At 43.5% G+C, this 15749-nt stretch carries 17 protein-coding genes; 10 read left to right on the plus strand and 7 right to left on the minus strand.

Features of this window, described 5'->3' with window-relative positions; genetic code table 11:
* Positions 1 to 82 precede the first annotated feature (82 nt).
* Positions 83 to 796 (minus strand): DUF3108 domain-containing protein, encoded by a 714-nt coding sequence (locus tag AC1IR0_RS12175; RefSeq protein ID WP_479741422.1) that lies wholly within the window; start codon positions 794 to 796, stop codon positions 83 to 85.
* A 163-nt stretch (positions 797 to 959) separates the two neighbouring features.
* Positions 960 to 1646, minus strand: coding sequence for a hypothetical protein (locus tag AC1IR0_RS12180; RefSeq protein WP_409666533.1), 687 nt, complete (start codon positions 1644 to 1646; stop codon positions 960 to 962).
* Positions 1647 to 1909: 263 nt separating this feature from the next.
* Here AC1IR0_RS12180 and AC1IR0_RS12185 point away from each other — a divergent pair, with 263 nt between their 5' ends.
* Positions 1910 to 2767: an energy transducer TonB gene (locus tag AC1IR0_RS12185; RefSeq protein WP_017397977.1), complete on the plus strand. Its 858-nt coding sequence runs from the start codon at positions 1910 to 1912 to the stop codon at positions 2765 to 2767.
* Between the two features lie 165 nt (positions 2768 to 2932).
* On the opposite strand, the gene ybeY is transcribed toward AC1IR0_RS12185, so the two are convergent.
* From ybeY to miaB, 3 genes are read right to left on the minus strand one after another with little or no spacing between them, the layout of a single operon-like run.
* Entirely contained in the window at positions 2933 to 3415 is a 483-nt protein-coding gene (gene ybeY, locus AC1IR0_RS12190; protein WP_071850834.1) for an rRNA maturation RNase YbeY, read from the minus strand.
* Between the two features lie 22 nt (positions 3416 to 3437).
* A complete protein-coding gene (locus tag AC1IR0_RS12195) occupies positions 3438 to 4514 on the minus strand; it encodes a PhoH family protein (RefSeq protein WP_004732214.1) in 1077 nt (358 codons plus the stop codon).
* A gap of 37 nt (positions 4515 to 4551) precedes the next feature.
* A complete protein-coding gene (gene miaB, locus AC1IR0_RS12200) occupies positions 4552 to 6009 on the minus strand; it encodes a tRNA (N6-isopentenyl adenosine(37)-C2)-methylthiotransferase MiaB (protein ID WP_409666535.1) in 1458 nt (485 codons plus the stop codon).
* Between the two features lie 334 nt (positions 6010 to 6343).
* Here miaB and AC1IR0_RS12205 point away from each other — a divergent pair, with 334 nt between their 5' ends.
* From AC1IR0_RS12205 to AC1IR0_RS12230, 6 genes are all read left to right on the plus strand, one after another.
* Entirely contained in the window at positions 6344 to 8278 is a 1935-nt protein-coding gene (locus AC1IR0_RS12205) for a lytic transglycosylase domain-containing protein (protein ID WP_479741425.1), read from the plus strand.
* A gap of 32 nt (positions 8279 to 8310) precedes the next feature.
* The gene (locus AC1IR0_RS12210; RefSeq protein WP_409666537.1) at positions 8311 to 8949 is read left to right on the plus strand and encodes a ribonuclease T2 family protein; all 639 of its coding nucleotides are present in this window, start codon (positions 8311 to 8313) and stop codon (positions 8947 to 8949) included.
* Between the two features lie 167 nt (positions 8950 to 9116).
* Positions 9117 to 10103, plus strand: a complete 987-nt coding sequence (locus AC1IR0_RS12215) for a malate dehydrogenase (protein WP_004645103.1) — start codon at positions 9117 to 9119, stop codon at positions 10101 to 10103.
* 170 nt (positions 10104 to 10273) lie between these two features.
* Positions 10274 to 10552: a DUF2789 family protein gene (locus AC1IR0_RS12220; protein WP_191111886.1), complete on the plus strand. Its 279-nt coding sequence runs from the start codon at positions 10274 to 10276 to the stop codon at positions 10550 to 10552.
* A 51-nt stretch (positions 10553 to 10603) separates the two neighbouring features.
* The gene (locus AC1IR0_RS12225; protein ID WP_479741424.1) at positions 10604 to 10858 is read left to right on the plus strand and encodes a DUF2789 family protein; all 255 of its coding nucleotides are present in this window, start codon (positions 10604 to 10606) and stop codon (positions 10856 to 10858) included.
* Between the two features lie 115 nt (positions 10859 to 10973).
* Positions 10974 to 11231 (plus strand): DUF2789 family protein, encoded by a 258-nt coding sequence (locus tag AC1IR0_RS12230; RefSeq protein ID WP_004645106.1) that lies wholly within the window; start codon positions 10974 to 10976, stop codon positions 11229 to 11231.
* Between the two features lie 90 nt (positions 11232 to 11321).
* Here AC1IR0_RS12230 and AC1IR0_RS12235 read toward each other — a convergent pair whose 3' ends face one another.
* Both AC1IR0_RS12235 and AC1IR0_RS12240 read right to left on the minus strand, forming a co-directional pair.
* A complete protein-coding gene (locus tag AC1IR0_RS12235) occupies positions 11322 to 11849 on the minus strand; it encodes a hypothetical protein (protein ID WP_004281425.1) in 528 nt (175 codons plus the stop codon).
* 70 nt (positions 11850 to 11919) lie between these two features.
* Entirely contained in the window at positions 11920 to 12522 is a 603-nt protein-coding gene (locus AC1IR0_RS12240) for a 2OG-Fe(II) oxygenase (protein WP_191111887.1), read from the minus strand.
* Between the two features lie 117 nt (positions 12523 to 12639).
* Here AC1IR0_RS12240 and AC1IR0_RS12245 point away from each other — a divergent pair, with 117 nt between their 5' ends.
* The 3 genes from AC1IR0_RS12245 to AC1IR0_RS12255 are packed head-to-tail and all read left to right on the plus strand — an operon-like array spanning position 12640 to position 15452.
* Positions 12640 to 13497, plus strand: coding sequence for a 23S rRNA (adenine(2030)-N(6))-methyltransferase RlmJ (locus tag AC1IR0_RS12245; RefSeq protein ID WP_004281423.1), 858 nt, complete (start codon positions 12640 to 12642; stop codon positions 13495 to 13497).
* A gap of 38 nt (positions 13498 to 13535) precedes the next feature.
* Complete coding sequence (pssA, locus tag AC1IR0_RS12250) at positions 13536 to 14357, plus strand: CDP-diacylglycerol--serine O-phosphatidyltransferase (protein WP_005108642.1); 822 nt, start codon at positions 13536 to 13538, stop codon at positions 14355 to 14357.
* Between the two features lie 18 nt (positions 14358 to 14375).
* The gene (locus tag AC1IR0_RS12255; protein WP_148335244.1) at positions 14376 to 15452 is read left to right on the plus strand and encodes a DUF6670 family protein; all 1077 of its coding nucleotides are present in this window, start codon (positions 14376 to 14378) and stop codon (positions 15450 to 15452) included.
* The last annotated feature ends 297 nt before the right edge of the window (positions 15453 to 15749 follow it).

Below are 15749 nucleotides of genomic sequence, written 5' to 3' on the forward strand. Positions count from 1 at the left end.
ATCCTCAAGAGCAGGTGCTTTTTCAAGCAAAAGCGTATTGTAAAAAGCACCCGGAAAAAATCAAGTGAAATTCGCCAAAAACTTAGTTGCTTGCACCTTTATAATCACTTAACAGCAAACCATAGGAGGTTTTCTTGTCGACATGCGAAACTTTGACTGGAAGGTAGTCAAGTTTTGGTGCCAGCCAAAAGATGGTCTCACGACCTGGCTTGCTATGTTTCATCACCACTTTAATGGTATTAAAGGATCCGTATTTGGTACTTATAGTCTCTGAACCCTGTTTGACAAACTTACGGCCTTCGACTTCTTTGGCATCAGCGATATAGTAATTTGCTTTCAAGCCTGAATTTTTTAAATCTTCACGGATCTGCAATTCCGCATTCAACTCATCCAGAACATCCGCTCTCCAGGCAAAAGAACGTTTCTCATCGTCTTTCTTGGTGCTGATGCTTTTGCTGGAAGGATTGAAATTAATACTCAGGGTATTGTTATGCACTAGTACTTTACTGCTGCGACTGAAACTGCTTGAGCCGATCTTGCCATTACTAAAAGTAAAGCGGCTGGTTTCGGTTGCAGAGGCAATCCCCCCGGCTTTTGCAGCAAAGACATAAGTCCAGTTATTACCAGATTTACTTAGAGTTCGTGTTGCAGAACCCATGTTCTTGCCATTATAGCTAAATTGATAACTGGCCTGAAAAGGAGTCATGGCAAAAGCCTGGCAAGAAATACCAGTGAACAGTATCGCGCTGCTCAGACCCGTGGTCATCACTAAAGTTTTGAATACAGTCTTCGCCATCAGTTATTTTCCTATATATATTGGTTAAACGGGCAAAACATATCACTTATTGCACCCTTTATTATTTGGGCAAAATATGGAAATTGAAGGGATATTTCTGCCAAAAATGTATATTTCATGTAGTTTTATGGAACTTTTGTTCAAAAACTACGTTTGGCATGATTTAAGAAGGATCTTTCTGTTTGATGGGGGTGACCCGGTTGTCATCCATCTCATCTTCATCCCAGTTTTCTTCCTGATCTTGGGAAAGTTTTCTAAACAAGGCGGCCAGATTGACGTTGCCAATCACTACCAGTTCGGCTTCACGAAGTACTGCGTGATTCACATGAACTTTGCCCAAGGTATCAATGACAGATCGGCTTTTACCTAACCAGCGATTTAAATCCAGATAGAGCAAGTCATCGATGACTTTAATTACGCCCAGTTTTTCTAGAATTATTCCCAACGGATCTTTATGTAAGACACGTTGATAGAAAAACAGGCCAAAACGCACGCCAAGTTTATACAGCATATTCGGGTATTTGGCTTCAATCAGCTGGGTATCACTAATTTGTTCGAACACGATCAACTGGGTAGTTTTATTCAGTTCCATCTGTACCAGTTTCAAATCAACCGATAAAGTGACAATCAGGCCTTTATAATCCAAGGTTGCGTAGAGACGCAGCCAGTCTTCATGTAAATCTGCATGTAAGTCTTTCAATGCATCGACATTGTCTGTGACAAAGCGCTGAAAGGTTGCATTCAGGAAAACTTGGGATAAGGGAAATTCACGCTCATCTTCAATAAATCCTTCCGCCCTCTGATACACTTGGCGGATTCGGTTGGAAATATTGGAAATTAGCGTTTGCATACTGAAGCGTCCTGGCAACTTTATTTTTGACTCGGGATGTATCTTGTCGAATTGTATGAAAAATACAAGCGTTCATGCTTGAAGTTTAGCAAAATAAATAGCACCATTTTTATAGTTTTAGTTATGTAACGTTGAAGATTTGATGGATTTGGCATTTTAAAAAGATAAATGACGAATCCGTTTATTTTTAATCTTTCAAATACTTTTTTGGGGAGCTGAGCTCAGTATTGAGTTTGGGCGAATGTGAAAAAACGATGATACTAATGCCTCTGGTCAGAACTTGGTGGAAAGATCCAGTGTTTAGCAGTGCGGTGCTTGCCGCAGGCATTCTGCATTTGATCGTGCTGACCCTGGAATTTGGTATGCCGCAAGATCGGGATACCAGTACCAAAGAAATCGCAGTCAGTTTGCGACAGACTGATGAAAAAATTGAGCATGCTGATTTTCTGGCCCAAACAGACCAGCAGGGTTCCGGCCAGTTTAGAGAGGCGCATCGCATGTCGAGTGATATGCCATCGCCGTTAATGGAGCAACATGCAGGCGAAGAACTGCAAGAAAGTCTAGATATGCTGCAACAGCAACAGGAACTCAGTTTTGAAGAAAAAGTCCTGATGACCACCTTGAGCTGGCAAAAGCAGGCGGAAGAAAATCAGCGTAAAAAAATGCAGGAGCAATTACAGAGCCAATTTCAGGCCAAAGCGGCCATGGTCGCCAGTCTGGAAGCGCAATATTTACAGCGTCAACAAAATTTCAGTCGTCAACAAAAAATTAAGACTGTAGATGGTATTCAGTCCAAGCAGGATGTTTCGGCCGCCTATCTGGAAAAGTTCCGTGAAAAAGTGGAATTTTATGGTAACCGCTACTATCCGGAAGCAGCCAAACAGCAGAATCTGGCAGGGGAAGTGCGGCTGATGGTGATCCTGAATCAGAATGGCGGGATTCGTGCCATTCGACTGATTGACAGTTCAGGACATGCCATGCTGGATGAAGCAGCTAAATCTTCCGTGCGCAAGGCAGCACCATTTGGTGCTTTCGACAGTAAAATGAAAGAAATTTCCGAACTACGGGTGATTCGTACCTGGCGATTTGATCCGGCAGAAGCAGAATTTGAGGTGCGTTAGACCATTTTATTCATTTGTAAACCCTCCCTTTAACTCCCTCCCAACGGGAGAGAGAACTATCATTGAGCTATAGGTATTAAAACTCCCTCTCCTTATGGGAGAGGGTTGGGGTGAGGGTAAACAATAAAAAAAGCAGGCCTTAGCCCGCTTTTTTATGAAGAAATTTTAGTTCTGTTCTAGATAAGGATTTTCAAAACCCAGCTTGGCCAGAATCTCGATTTCAATGCCTTCCATTTCTTCAGCATCTTCATCCGAGGTTTCATGGTCATAGCCCATTAGGTGTAAAGTGCCATGTACCAGCATATGGGTGAAATGCGTTAATGGTACTTTTTGCTGTTCCAGCGCTTCCGCCAGTACTACAGGAATACAGATCACCAGATCACCAATGGGAAATGCATCCAGAAACTGCGCCATTTCATCTGGAAGTTCACTTGGGAAAGACAGGACATTGGTCGGTTTGTCTTTGCCTCGATATTCCAAATTCAGTTTATGACTTTCGTCATTATCAACACAGGCAATTCCAATTTCGCAATCACTTTGAGTGCCAATATGACGTAAAGTGGTTTCTACAACTTTTTTAATATAGGCACGTTTCAGCACCAGTTCAGGCGACTGAAAGTCCTGTTGTAAGGAAAGACTAAGTTTCAACACAAATCCTTAAGTTTAAAGCTTAATGCTGTGCGTCTGCCGCAGCATCATTTTCAGCGATCAAGGCATCCTGACGTGCTTTACGTTCGGCACGTGCCTCAGCACTTAAACGCTGCTGTTCACTGTCCCAGCCTTCGTAGGCTTCGACAATTTTCTGTACCAGCTGATGACGTACCACATCACGCGAATGGAAACGGGTGATATGAATTTCAGGAATTTTATCAATCACACGCAAGGCATGTGACAGACCGGATTGCTGACCACGCGGTAAATCTACCTGAGTTACGTCGCCGGTAATCACGGCACGTGAACCAAAACCTAGGCGGGTCAGGAACATCTTCATCTGTTCTGGGGTGGTATTCTGCGCTTCATCCAGAATCACGAAAGAATGATTCAAGGTACGGCCACGCATATAAGCAAGCGGAGCCACTTCAATCACCTGACGTTCGATCAGCTTGGCCACTTTTTCAAAGCCAAGCATTTCATACAGCGCGTCATACAAAGGACGTAAATAAGGATCGATTTTCTGGGTTAAATCTCCCGGCAGGAAACCGAGTTTTTCACCGGCTTCAACCGCAGGACGAACCAGCAGAATGCGCTGGATTTCATTGCGCTCCAGCATATCCACTGCAGCTGCAACGGCGAGATAGGTTTTACCTGTACCGGCAGGGCCAATACCAAAAGAAATATCACTTTGCAGAATGCGCTGTACATAACGTTTCTGGTTGGCACCACGCGGATTGATCCGGCCTTTACGGGTTTGCAGCCACACATTGTCCAGCCCCGTATGTTCCTGATCATCCAGATCTTGCTGAAGCTCGCGGTCAGTCTGGCTGCCCTGAATCATCAGATGTAAAGTATCTGCACTAATCTGCTGACTATGTTCAGATTCTTCATGAAGACGTTGCAAGAGCATTTCGGCTCTCTCAACGGCATCGATTCCACCATCAATAATAAAACTTTCTCCACGATGGGAGATTTTGACGTCTAAACGTTGTTCAATTTGCTTCAAATGGCCGTTATAGGCACCTAACATGGCTTGTATACGGTCCATCGAAATTCCAGGAAAAGCTACTGTACGTCGAATCGCTGCAGTCAAGAGTGTTCCTTATGAAGTGTGCGTTATATGCTCTACATTACGCCACGTCAGGCTCAAGATTCAAGAGCTCACCGTAAACTAAATTCAAAGTTTTAATTTCGGTAATTTCAATCTCGGCAAAGCGGCCTACCCAGGCAGGGTCACCAATAAAGTTAACATAACGGGTATTGTCCGCCGTACCGACCAGAATATTCGGATCTTTATCAGAAACTTTTTCGATCAGTACACGCTGGATGGTCCCGAGCATGGCATCCGTCTTGTCAATGCTTGAACGCTTAATCCATTGCTGAACTTTGGCCAGACGTTCTTTTTTGATATCTTCAGAGATCGTATCTTCCAGTTCTGCCGCAGGCGTACCCGGACGTTTTGAATAGATGAAACTATAAGAATGGTCGAAATCCAGATCCTGAATAAACTGATAAGTCTCTTCAAAGTTTTCATCTGTTTCACCCGGGAAGCCAATGATAAAATCTGAAGATAGGTGCATGTCAGGGCGAACTGCACGTAACTTTTTAATCTTTTCGATATAGACATCAATGGTGTGGTTACGCTTCATCGCTTGCAACACATCATTGGAACCGCTTTGTACCGGCAGATGCAGATGTGAAACCATTTGTGGCAGGTCACGATAACACTGGATCAGGTCATCATTAAATTCCAGTGGATGCGAGGTGGTATAACGAATACGGCCAATGCCCGGAATATCTGCAACCAAACGTAAAAGATCGGCAAAGGTACAGATATTGCCTTCAAAAGTTTCACCGCGATAACCGTTTACGTTCTGACCTAAAAGTGAAATTTCACGCACGCCTTTTTCTGCCAGACCCGCAATTTCAGCGAGCACATCATCCAGTGGACGAGATACTTCTTCACCACGCGTATACGGCACCACACAAAAAGAACAGTATTTAGAACAGCCTTCCATGATCGAGACAAAAGCTTTATAACCTTCAACACGCGGTTCAGGTAAAAAGTCGAATTTCTCGATGTCCGGGAAGGAAATATCCACCAGTTTGATTTTTTCTTTTTTCGGCTTTTCGATCTGCTCAAAATGCTGATCCAGCATTTGCGGCAAACGGTGCAGGGTTTGCGGGCCAAAGATCATGTCGACATAATTGGCACGTTTCTGGATGTTATCGCCTTCCTGAGACGCCACACAACCACCAACACCAATAATCAGGTCAGGATTTTTATCTTTAAGCTTACGCCAGCGACCCAGCTCGGAGAAGACTTTTTCCTGGGCTTTTTCACGGATCGAGCAGGTATTCATCAGCAGAATATCGGCATCTTTAGGATCGGTGGTCAGCACATAGCCATGAGAATCGCCTAACAGGTCTGCCATACGGTGACTGTCGTACTCATTCATCTGACACCCTTGCGTTTCGATGTACAGTTTTTTGACTGAAGCATCGCTAATTGGGGTGTGCGCTGGCTGGGTAACAGTGTTTTCTGAGGCAGCTGGGGCACCATTCGGAATGAAGGTTTGAACCGTCATGTAGGCTCCTACAAGGTAATACGTTGAAAGAGTGAACGAACAGCCTGATTGATGCATCAAACAGGTGAATAAAAATTCAATTCACGGACTGAAATCTTGGAAAGGCGCATATTTTAGCAGGAAAGTCGCTTAAACTTATAGCCCAAATTAACTGTGGAAAAATATTGATTTATGGGCAAAAATTGTCTGTAGATTAATATTGCTTAATCATAAGGTTACATAACTGAACAATAGAGTGGGTTATAATCTTCAAACTAGCTCTTATGATATGCAACATGGGCTAAGCACAAAATCGATGATAGAAGGCAAAGGGATGTTGAAACACACTAAAACTATGTATAAATACTATAAATTAATTACTTTAAGTGTGGCATGTATCTGTTCAGCGAGTACACAGGCAGCAGAAGAACAATTTAATGATGCCTTGCGTGCAGCCAATGCAGGTAATACTGAACTGTTACAACAATATCGTCTGTCTATGCAGAATGATGCCTTGGGCTATTACCCGGAATACTGGATTTTAAACCAGAATCTTGCCATGCAGCCTGTCAGCCAGATTATCAGCTTTGCCCAGCGTTACCCTCAATCTGCGATGGCTGAAAAGCTGGCAGCGGACTATGTCGAAGAAAAAGTAAAAATGGCAGATTTTAGCAATGCCCAACCGGTATTGCCTTATGTAACCAATGCTGATCCTGCCGAAGCCTGTGCAGTGGCACAAGTGCGCGCCAAAGCTGGCGATGAACTGGTCTATGCCGAGTTTAAAGAAGTCTGGTTAACTACCAATAGCCAGCCTGAATCTTGTACCGGTTTGGGCCGGATGATGCTATCCAGTCCACTTATGACGGCAGAAGACCGTCAGCAGCGACTCTGGGGACAACTTCGTGCCGGACAGCCAGGTCAGGCCATTGCGACAGCGCAAGGCATTGGTCTAAATCTGTCTCTGGCACAACTGAATTCGATTCAGGCCAATCCCACTAATTATTTGTGGTCTGCGCCTAAAAGTACTGCGGCGGAGCAGGCCTATCTGATTTATGCGCTGGGACGTCTGGCCGATAGCGATTTGGACTCAGCTTTGTCTATCGTCAAACGGACTGCCGAAGGTACACCAGTACAGGTACAACGCGCCTTATATCGTGCTGTCGGTTATATCGGTGGTACCACAGTGATGAAAAACAACTTCAACCGTGAAGTGTTAAATGCGCTAGATGCCAGCTATGGCCTGCCATTTAGCCCGGAAGAAGCCGAGATTTATGCGCGTCAGGCAATTCGTTTTAGTGCATGGGAAAGCCTGATCCGTGCGATTGACAGCATGAGCGTCAACCAGAAGCAGGAAGATCGCTGGCAATACTGGCTGGCACGTGCCAGCGAACAACGTGCTGACCGTGCTTCCAAACAGGCAGCAGAAAGTATTTATCGTAAGCTGGCGACCGGAGATGACTATCACAATCTTTTGGCACGCGACAAGCTGGGGCAGGTGACTGCGAGTACACCAAATCCAGCGCAGCCATCCAATCAGGCCCTGCAACGTTTGGAACAGGATATTCATTTCCGCCGTGCTTTCACGCTACGTAATATCAGCGCCCCGGAGAACTATATTAACCGGGAATGGAACTGGGCAGTGCGTCAGGCTTATCTAAAGAAGGATGATGACCTGTTGCTGGCCGCGGCAAAACGTGCCATGGATATGGGCTGGTATGATCGTGCCATTTATGCCGCTGACCGTACCGCGAACAAACATAATTATAACTATCGTTATCCAATGCCACATCAGAATTACGTGGTCAGCCATAGTCGCAATGCGGGGATTGATCCGGCCTGGGCCTATGGTTTGATGCGTCAAGAAAGTCGTTTCAATACCGTCGCACGTTCACATGTCGGGGCGGGTGGTCTGATGCAGATTATGCCGGATACGGCCAAGTTGGTGGCGCGTCAAATGGGTGAGGCTTATAATCCGGCAGCACTCACCGATATGAATACCAATATTCGCTACGGAACATTCTATTTATCTACCATTCAGCGTCAGCTCAGCAATAGTCCGGTGCTGGCAACAGCAGGCTATAATGCCGGACCAAACCGTGCCCGCCGCTGGCAGCCAGAATTTCAGGGAATGGCCGCAGATCAATATACTGAAAGTATTCCTTTACTTGAAACCCGAGATTATGTGAAACATGTCATGACCAATGCCACGCATTACGGTATCTTGTTAGGACAGGGGGCACAGTCAGTGGGTAAACGCATGCAACTGATACCATTACGTAATACACAATAAAATTAAAATTATTGGGGGATGGTGATTTATTCATGAAAATAATGAAGGATCGTCGAGTCTGGGCTGGATCGGTTACGCTTGTATTTTTGGCCAGCAGTCCGGCAGCGTTTGCTGCGCCGACAGACTATGTCATGGATGTACAAATGGTCCCGGCCCTATGTAGTCTGTATCCGGAATATGCCAAGAAACGAAAATGTCTGGAAGGTTATTCGCTGAATATCTCCGGCTTATATCCTCAGACCACATCACAAAATTGCAGGACCAATAGCTCTGCGAAACTGTCACCACTGCAGTCCAAGGTAGTGGCCAGGATCATGCCGGATGACAATACCCGGACAATTTTATGGCGTAATATCGGTGGCTGCGTGCCGATGAATGCTAGTCAATATTTCCGCACGATTATCAATTATGCAGATCGCCTGAAAGTGCCCGCAGAACTGACAGAACAGGAAAATATTACGATTTCTGTCGATACATTGCGGGCCAAATTCCTGAAAATTAATCCGCAATTACCGGGCAATGGCTTGCGATTCAACTGCCAGCAGACCCAGTCAGCCAGCGTACTTACCTCGATCAAGGTCTGTTATCGTCCCAATGGTAATTACAAATCCTGTCCTGCCAACATTATTAATACATGCCCAAAAACTGTCACAATAAAAGGAACATACTGAGCTTTTTTGCCGATTTAATTTATATTTCCTATCAGACTTTAGGTGAAATCCGTCCTCTTTTATATGCATCTGGCAAAGGATTGGAGTACAATCTTTCGCGTTTACGATTATTAGATTAAATACTAACTATTTAATCGCATTGAATATCCTCAATTGGAGATAATTAGATGAAGCAAGCAGTTCGTGTTGCCGTTACTGGCGCTGCAGGTCAAATTGGTTACAGCCTATTATTCCGTATCGCAAGCGGCGAAATGCTAGGTAAAGATCAACCAGTGATTTTGCAATTGCTCGAAGTTCCTTTTGAGAAAGCTCAACAAGCGCTTAAAGGCGTAATGATGGAGCTTCAAGATTGCGCATTCCCATTACTAGAAGACATGATCGGTACTGATGATCCTAAAGTTGCATTTAAAGATGCTGACTATGCGTTATTAGTTGGTTCACGTCCACGTGGTCCAGGTATGGAACGTGCTGACCTGCTTAAAGTGAACGGTGAAATCTTCATCGGTCAAGGTCAAGCATTGAACGAAGTTGCAAGCCGTGACGTTAAAGTTCTAGTTGTTGGTAACCCTGCAAACACGAATGCTTACATCGCAATGAAATCTGCTCCAGATCTTCCAGCGAAAAACTTCACTGCAATGTTACGTCTTGACCACAACCGTGCTGCATCTCAAATTGCTGCTAAAACTGGTAAAGCGGTTAAAGACATCAAAAATCTTACAGTTTGGGGTAACCACTCTCCAACCATGTATGCCGACTACCGTTTTGCAACAATTAACGGCGAAAGCGTTAAAGACATGATCAACGACCAAGAATGGAATGCAAATACATTCCTTCCGACTGTTGGTAAACGTGGTGCTGCGATTATCGAAGCACGTGGTTTGTCTTCTGCTGCTTCTGCTGCTAACGCTGCAATCGACCATATGCGCGATTGGGCTCTTGGTACAAACGGCGAATGGGTAACTATGGGTATTCCTTCTGACGGTTCTTACGGTATTCCTGAAGGCGTAATGTTCGGTTTCCCTGTAACGACTGAAAACGGTGAATACAAAATCGTTCAAGGTCTAGAAATCGACGAATTTAGTCAAGAGCGTATCAACTTCACGTTGAATGAACTTGAAGAAGAGCGCGCAGCAATTGCTGACATGCTTAAATAATTTGATCTTTTCAGATTAAGTTGAAAAAGCACTCCATTTGGGGTGCTTTTTTTATATCACTCACTTTAATCAACAAAAAATAACAAGCTGTGAAGGAGAGACAACTGAGTTTTCGCTATGAGCGATCTAAGGTAGAGACAAGATTATAGATAAAAAAGATGGAGGTTCAGATGTTAGAACAACGCGCCACCTTCGAACTTTTCTTTGAACAATTGGGTCTGGATTCGAGTCCGGAAGCGATTGATGAGTTTATTAATACGCATCAAATCGGTATGGATGTGCCCCTGCATAAAGCTCCTTTTTGGAGTAAATCACAGCATGACTTTCTGATCAGTCACTGGAAGAAAGATGATGACTGGGCCATTTTTGTTGATGTATTGAATGAACAATTACATATTGAGGCAGAGGGTTCAGGTTCCTGTGACATACTCGGCCATAAATCAACCTAAGAATTCGAATCTCAACACGCTCATAATTTAACACTACGATGGAGTCTATTTATGCTTACGGAACAACAGTTAACTTTAGAATTATTATTTGAACAATTGGGTTTGCCTTCTGATGGAGCCTCAATTAATCAATTTACCCATACCCATCAATTGCCATCTGAAGTCGCATTGCCAGATGCCGAATTTTGGAGTGAGGGACAAAGTGCCTTCCTGCGTGAACATTGGCACCAAGATGATGAATGGATTGTCATTATTGACAAGTTAAATCAGCTTTTACATGTGGAAAGCGACAAACAAAGCGTTTAAATGCATTCATACAAAAAGAAACAACAAACCTAGTCAAAGGACTAGGTTTTTTTTGTCTTATCTTATAAGTTAGATCTATAAATAATTACAATTTATCTGATATAAGGAGGGCGCGATGCTCGCAAAGAACCAACCATCCTTAGAGCTCTTGTTTTCTCAGCTCGGTCTCGCCAATAGTCCTGCGGCTATTGAATTGTATGTACGCACCCATCAACTGCCAGCAGGGCTGTCCTTGCATGATGCGCCATTCTGGAATAAAGCCCAGCGTTCTTTATTGATTAGCCATTTGGTACAAGATGATGATTGGGCAATTTGGGTCGATGAACTGAATCAGCAACTGCACATGGACGCTTATAGACGTCAACCTGCTTGATCATTTTTCCTATATTTTTCTGATATTTAAAATAAGATGATATAGCTTGTATTAAAAAACGCCTCATTTGAGGCGTTTTTGTTCTTTGGCTTAATGCATTTTGCTTTTTAATATTTTGTTAAACCATTCGTGCTGACGATAATCATTAAATGCATGATGCTGCTGTAATAATTCCAGCTCAAATTCGGCAGTGGTGGTGTACTTACCTAACCAGTGGCGGGTCAGGGCCGGCTCATTTTTACTGGCACTGGCATAGGCCAGAAAGAAATAAATGTCCCCATGTTCATAACTGGCCATTGGCTTTAAAATTTGCTGAGTAATCAGGGCGAAATGGTGCTCTTTGGTCAATTCAAAAAACATCATATAAGCCTTGGCCAGATGCAAAGATAGGTTGATATACATGCGCAGCGGCATTTCTTCAAATTCTACCCGGCCTTGTTCCAGCAACACTACGGCTTCTTGCAGGAAATGTCGCTGTTCCTGACGCAGTTCACTTAAAGTCACCAGCTGTAAACGAAGATCAGCACGTTCAAGCGTTAATTCCGGCGTATTGCCTTTTAAATACAATTGGTCAGTTTCACCCAGACGTTGAATAATCTGTTTGGTCGTTAATCGCATCAACGCAATCCTCATTTCTCAATAATGGCTATATGAGGTTAAAAATTAAAATTTAAAGCGGCAGCGTGTCTTAGAGTAGTGAGGTATCACTTCTTAGCCAGGCGGTAATGGATAGGCGTTGCTGTTTAGAGATTAAAACTTCATGTAATAAATCGCTCTGGAACAGCGCCATTCGGTTCGGTTTTGGCTGGATAATATGCCACTGGCCATGTTTGTCCTGCAGGCGTAGTTCACCGCCCCAGTCCGTCTGCCATTGTCCATGTAAATAATACACACTGGAAATCATCCGGCCATTTTTATCTTGAGGGTTGTCACGGTGCAGAGCATAAAACTCACCCGCGTGATAGCAAGCGAAATGTGCTTCGACATCTTTGATGCCTAAATAAAACGCGCGGTTTAAAATTTGGGAAAATTGTTGAAGTGTTTGGATGTGTCGGTGGGAAATTTGAAATTCAGGTTGTAACCAAAGAATATGATCACTACGGATGTTGTTAACGACACCATTTTGAATGGCTGCATTACGAAATTCGTTTAAGTGGCTTAAGCATTCTTGACTCACTGCATGTTGATATTCGCTAGAGTAAGCATCGTCAACAATACTAAAGCCATGTTGATCTAAATCATCTAAGATTTGATCAACATTCCAATCCCCTGGGATGATAACTGCTTCCATTTTTTCAATTCTCGATAGTGTGGTAAAAAAAGGTCCGCTATTTTAGTGCAATAATCGTTTCTGAACGAAATAGTTTTTCATGTTAAAATAGCAATTGATCTTAGGAATAATTGAAACATGAATTACCGTCACTCTTACCACGCAGGCAACTTTGCCGATGTCATGAAGCACGTTTTATTGCTTCAGTTGTTGACTCGACTGAATGCAAAAGACAAACCTTATCGCTATGTAGATACACATGGTGGTGCAGGTAAATATGATTTGTCGACTGCCGAAGCGCAAAAATCAGGTGAGTTTTTAAACGGTATTCATCGTCTTATTAAGCTGGATGATTCGATCAAGCGTAATGCACCTGAAGGCGTACAACAATACTTGAAAATTGTTGAAAACATGCGTGAAAACTTTGGTAAGGGTGCTTATCCGGGTTCGCCGTGGTTTGCGCTAGAAGGCATGCGTGAAATTGATAAAGCGACCATTTTTGAAATGCAGCGTGATGTATTCCAGCAACTTCGTCATAATATTTTTGACAAGCGTGCCGGTTTGCATGAGCGTGATGCATACGAAGGTCTGTTGGCAGTCATTCCGCCAAAAGAAAAACGTGGTCTGGTGATGATCGATCCGCCATATGAACTGGAACGTAAAGATTTCCCGCAGTTGGTCGAACTGCTGGTTGCTGCGTATAAGAAATGGCCGACAGGTGTATTTGCCGTTTGGTATCCAATTAAAGACCGTGCCATGATTGAACGTTTTGAGAAGAAAATGTTTAAGACCGGTATCCGCCGTCAACTGGTGTGTGAAGTCTGTGTATGGCCGGATGATACCCCAGTAGGCCTGAACGGTTGTGGTTTGCTGGTGATTAACCCACCTTGGAAATTCTCTGAAGATGCTGATGAAGCACTACAGTGGTTATTCCCGCATCTTCGCATGAGTGAAAACGGTGGTCACGCTGCAGTTCGTTGGTTAGTGGGCGAATAATTTTTTCAAAGATCAGGTCATAGCTAGGATCGACAAGAATGACAAATATAAGCAAACCGGAACGTGACTCTTCAACTGAAGTGCCTTTCGATGGCATCACCTTTGAGGTAGAAGAAGAGGAGCATACCCAGGAAGGGCAAAAAGTTAAGCGTCGAGGCATCTATCTATGGCCGAACCTGATTACAACGGCAGCGTTGTTGTCAGGTTTCTACTCGATTATTGCCAGTATGAATGGTGATTTTCAGCAAGCTATTTATGCGATTTTTATTGCGGCATTACTGGATGGACTGGATGGACGTGTGGCACGTGCTATTGGTGCACAAAGTCCGTTCGGTGAACAATTTGACTCGCTTTCTGACATGCTGGCTTTTGGCGTAGCTCCCGCTATTTTGATGTATAGCTGGGGCTTGAGTGATTTGGGCCGTATTGGTCTGGCGGCTTGTTTTGTTTATACCGCATGTGCTGCGTTCCGTCTGGCACGCTTCAATGTACAGATTGGTGTGGTCGACAAACGTTATTTTATTGGTGTCGCAAGTCCTCTGGCTGCCATCATGATTGTGTCACTGGTCTGGGTCGGTCTGGATTTTCCAGAAATCTTTGATATTCGTGAACCTTCTCTTCAGGTCATTAATGCAGTGGTCATCATTGCGGTAGGCTTGTTGATGATTTCCAATATCAAATACTATTCATTTAAAACTGTAGAACGTAAACGGGTTCCATTTTTTGTCCTACCAATTGCCGTATTCGTCTTTGCAGCGATGACTTATAATATTCCTGTCGGCATTCTGGTCATTTCTATTCTCTATGCCTTGTCTGGTTTTGTAACCACCTTTATGGCAAAAAGATCGAGTACATTATAAAAATATAAGGAGTCTGAGATGCGGTTTCTTCAAGATTTTTTAGATCGTTCGAAACAGCTAAATCAGACTCCTGCTGTTTCGCGCTATCCCGCCTATCATGGTCCTACCTCAAAATATAAAATTATTCATCAAGGTTTGATGATCCCCGGGCTTCCGGCACCGCTCTATTATTTAAACTTTATGAGTATTATCGGGCAACCCAATGCACCCATGCTGTCAAACCCGAGCGCAATCGAAACCACAGCCTTAGATACCGCCACCGTGATTTGCAGTTCGAGTCCGCATATGGTGGGGCAATTACATCACTACTCGGTCAAGCAGGACTGTCATTTTAAATCGGGTCTGTTTCAGTTTCTGGATCGGGAGCAATTGAGCGGAAATTTCCCAAATTTTCGTTTGCAACGTTCTGACTCGGAGCTCAGTTTGGATTTAAATATTCAAACTATTCAACTGATTTCTCATTTTACCAAAATGCGGTTTTCCTTGGCAGATCACTGGTCTTTGCTATGTCATTGTCAGGGAACGGTGAACTATAAAGCGCAGCAATATACGATTGATGGTCTGGGAAGCTTTGAATACGCGCGAAGTTTTAACTTTCCTTATCTGCCTTTGGCCTTCCTGACTTATCAAATTATTAATCTTAGTGAAAACCGGCAACTGTTGTTGGCGCAAATTCGGGATGGTTTTAATCGTATTGTTCAGTCGCGGATCTATCTGCGTGATTTAAAAAACATGCGGACCCAAATGTTCGATCGCAAAGTTTATTTTAAAGTTCATCGTGTTTATCCGCGTGTCACGACACCTAATGGGCAGAGTATGTATTTGCCGCGCGAATTTGAATGGTGTTATGAAAATGCAGACGGTACTTGTATCTGGGTACAAGGGCAAAGTCGTGGAGATTTTAAATTTGGCCTGGCAGCGGGCTATGTAGGAAGTTTTAGTTATCAAGTGAAAATAAATGAAGAAACCGAAAGTGGGGAAGGGGGCTATTGTGAATACATAGATTGTCGGCCTTTACGCTTTCAGGAACAGAATAAAACAGAAAAAAGATTAAGTCATTTATCCAATTCAGTCCCTTTACTGCTCAAGAAATGAAGAAAAGTGCGATTTTTGTAGAATAAATAAACAGTCGTGATATTTTTGCTGAATTATTTAAGAATAGGGGTTGTATTGGGTCGGGAATCCTGTAGAATGCACATCCATCGGCGGTGATGAAGATTAAAACTTCTGATAAAACAGTGACTTAGTTAAGTTTGATTGAGTTGGGTTTTAGAAAGAAAGTTTAAAAATAGTTTTCATTACTGGTTGACTTTCTAGAGATAGAGAGTAATATAGCCGACCTAGCTTGCTGGTGACGAATTAGCAAGAAGATCATTAAGAGATTATGAAGAA

It is taken from the genome of Acinetobacter sp. 129952 (assembly GCF_056642055.1).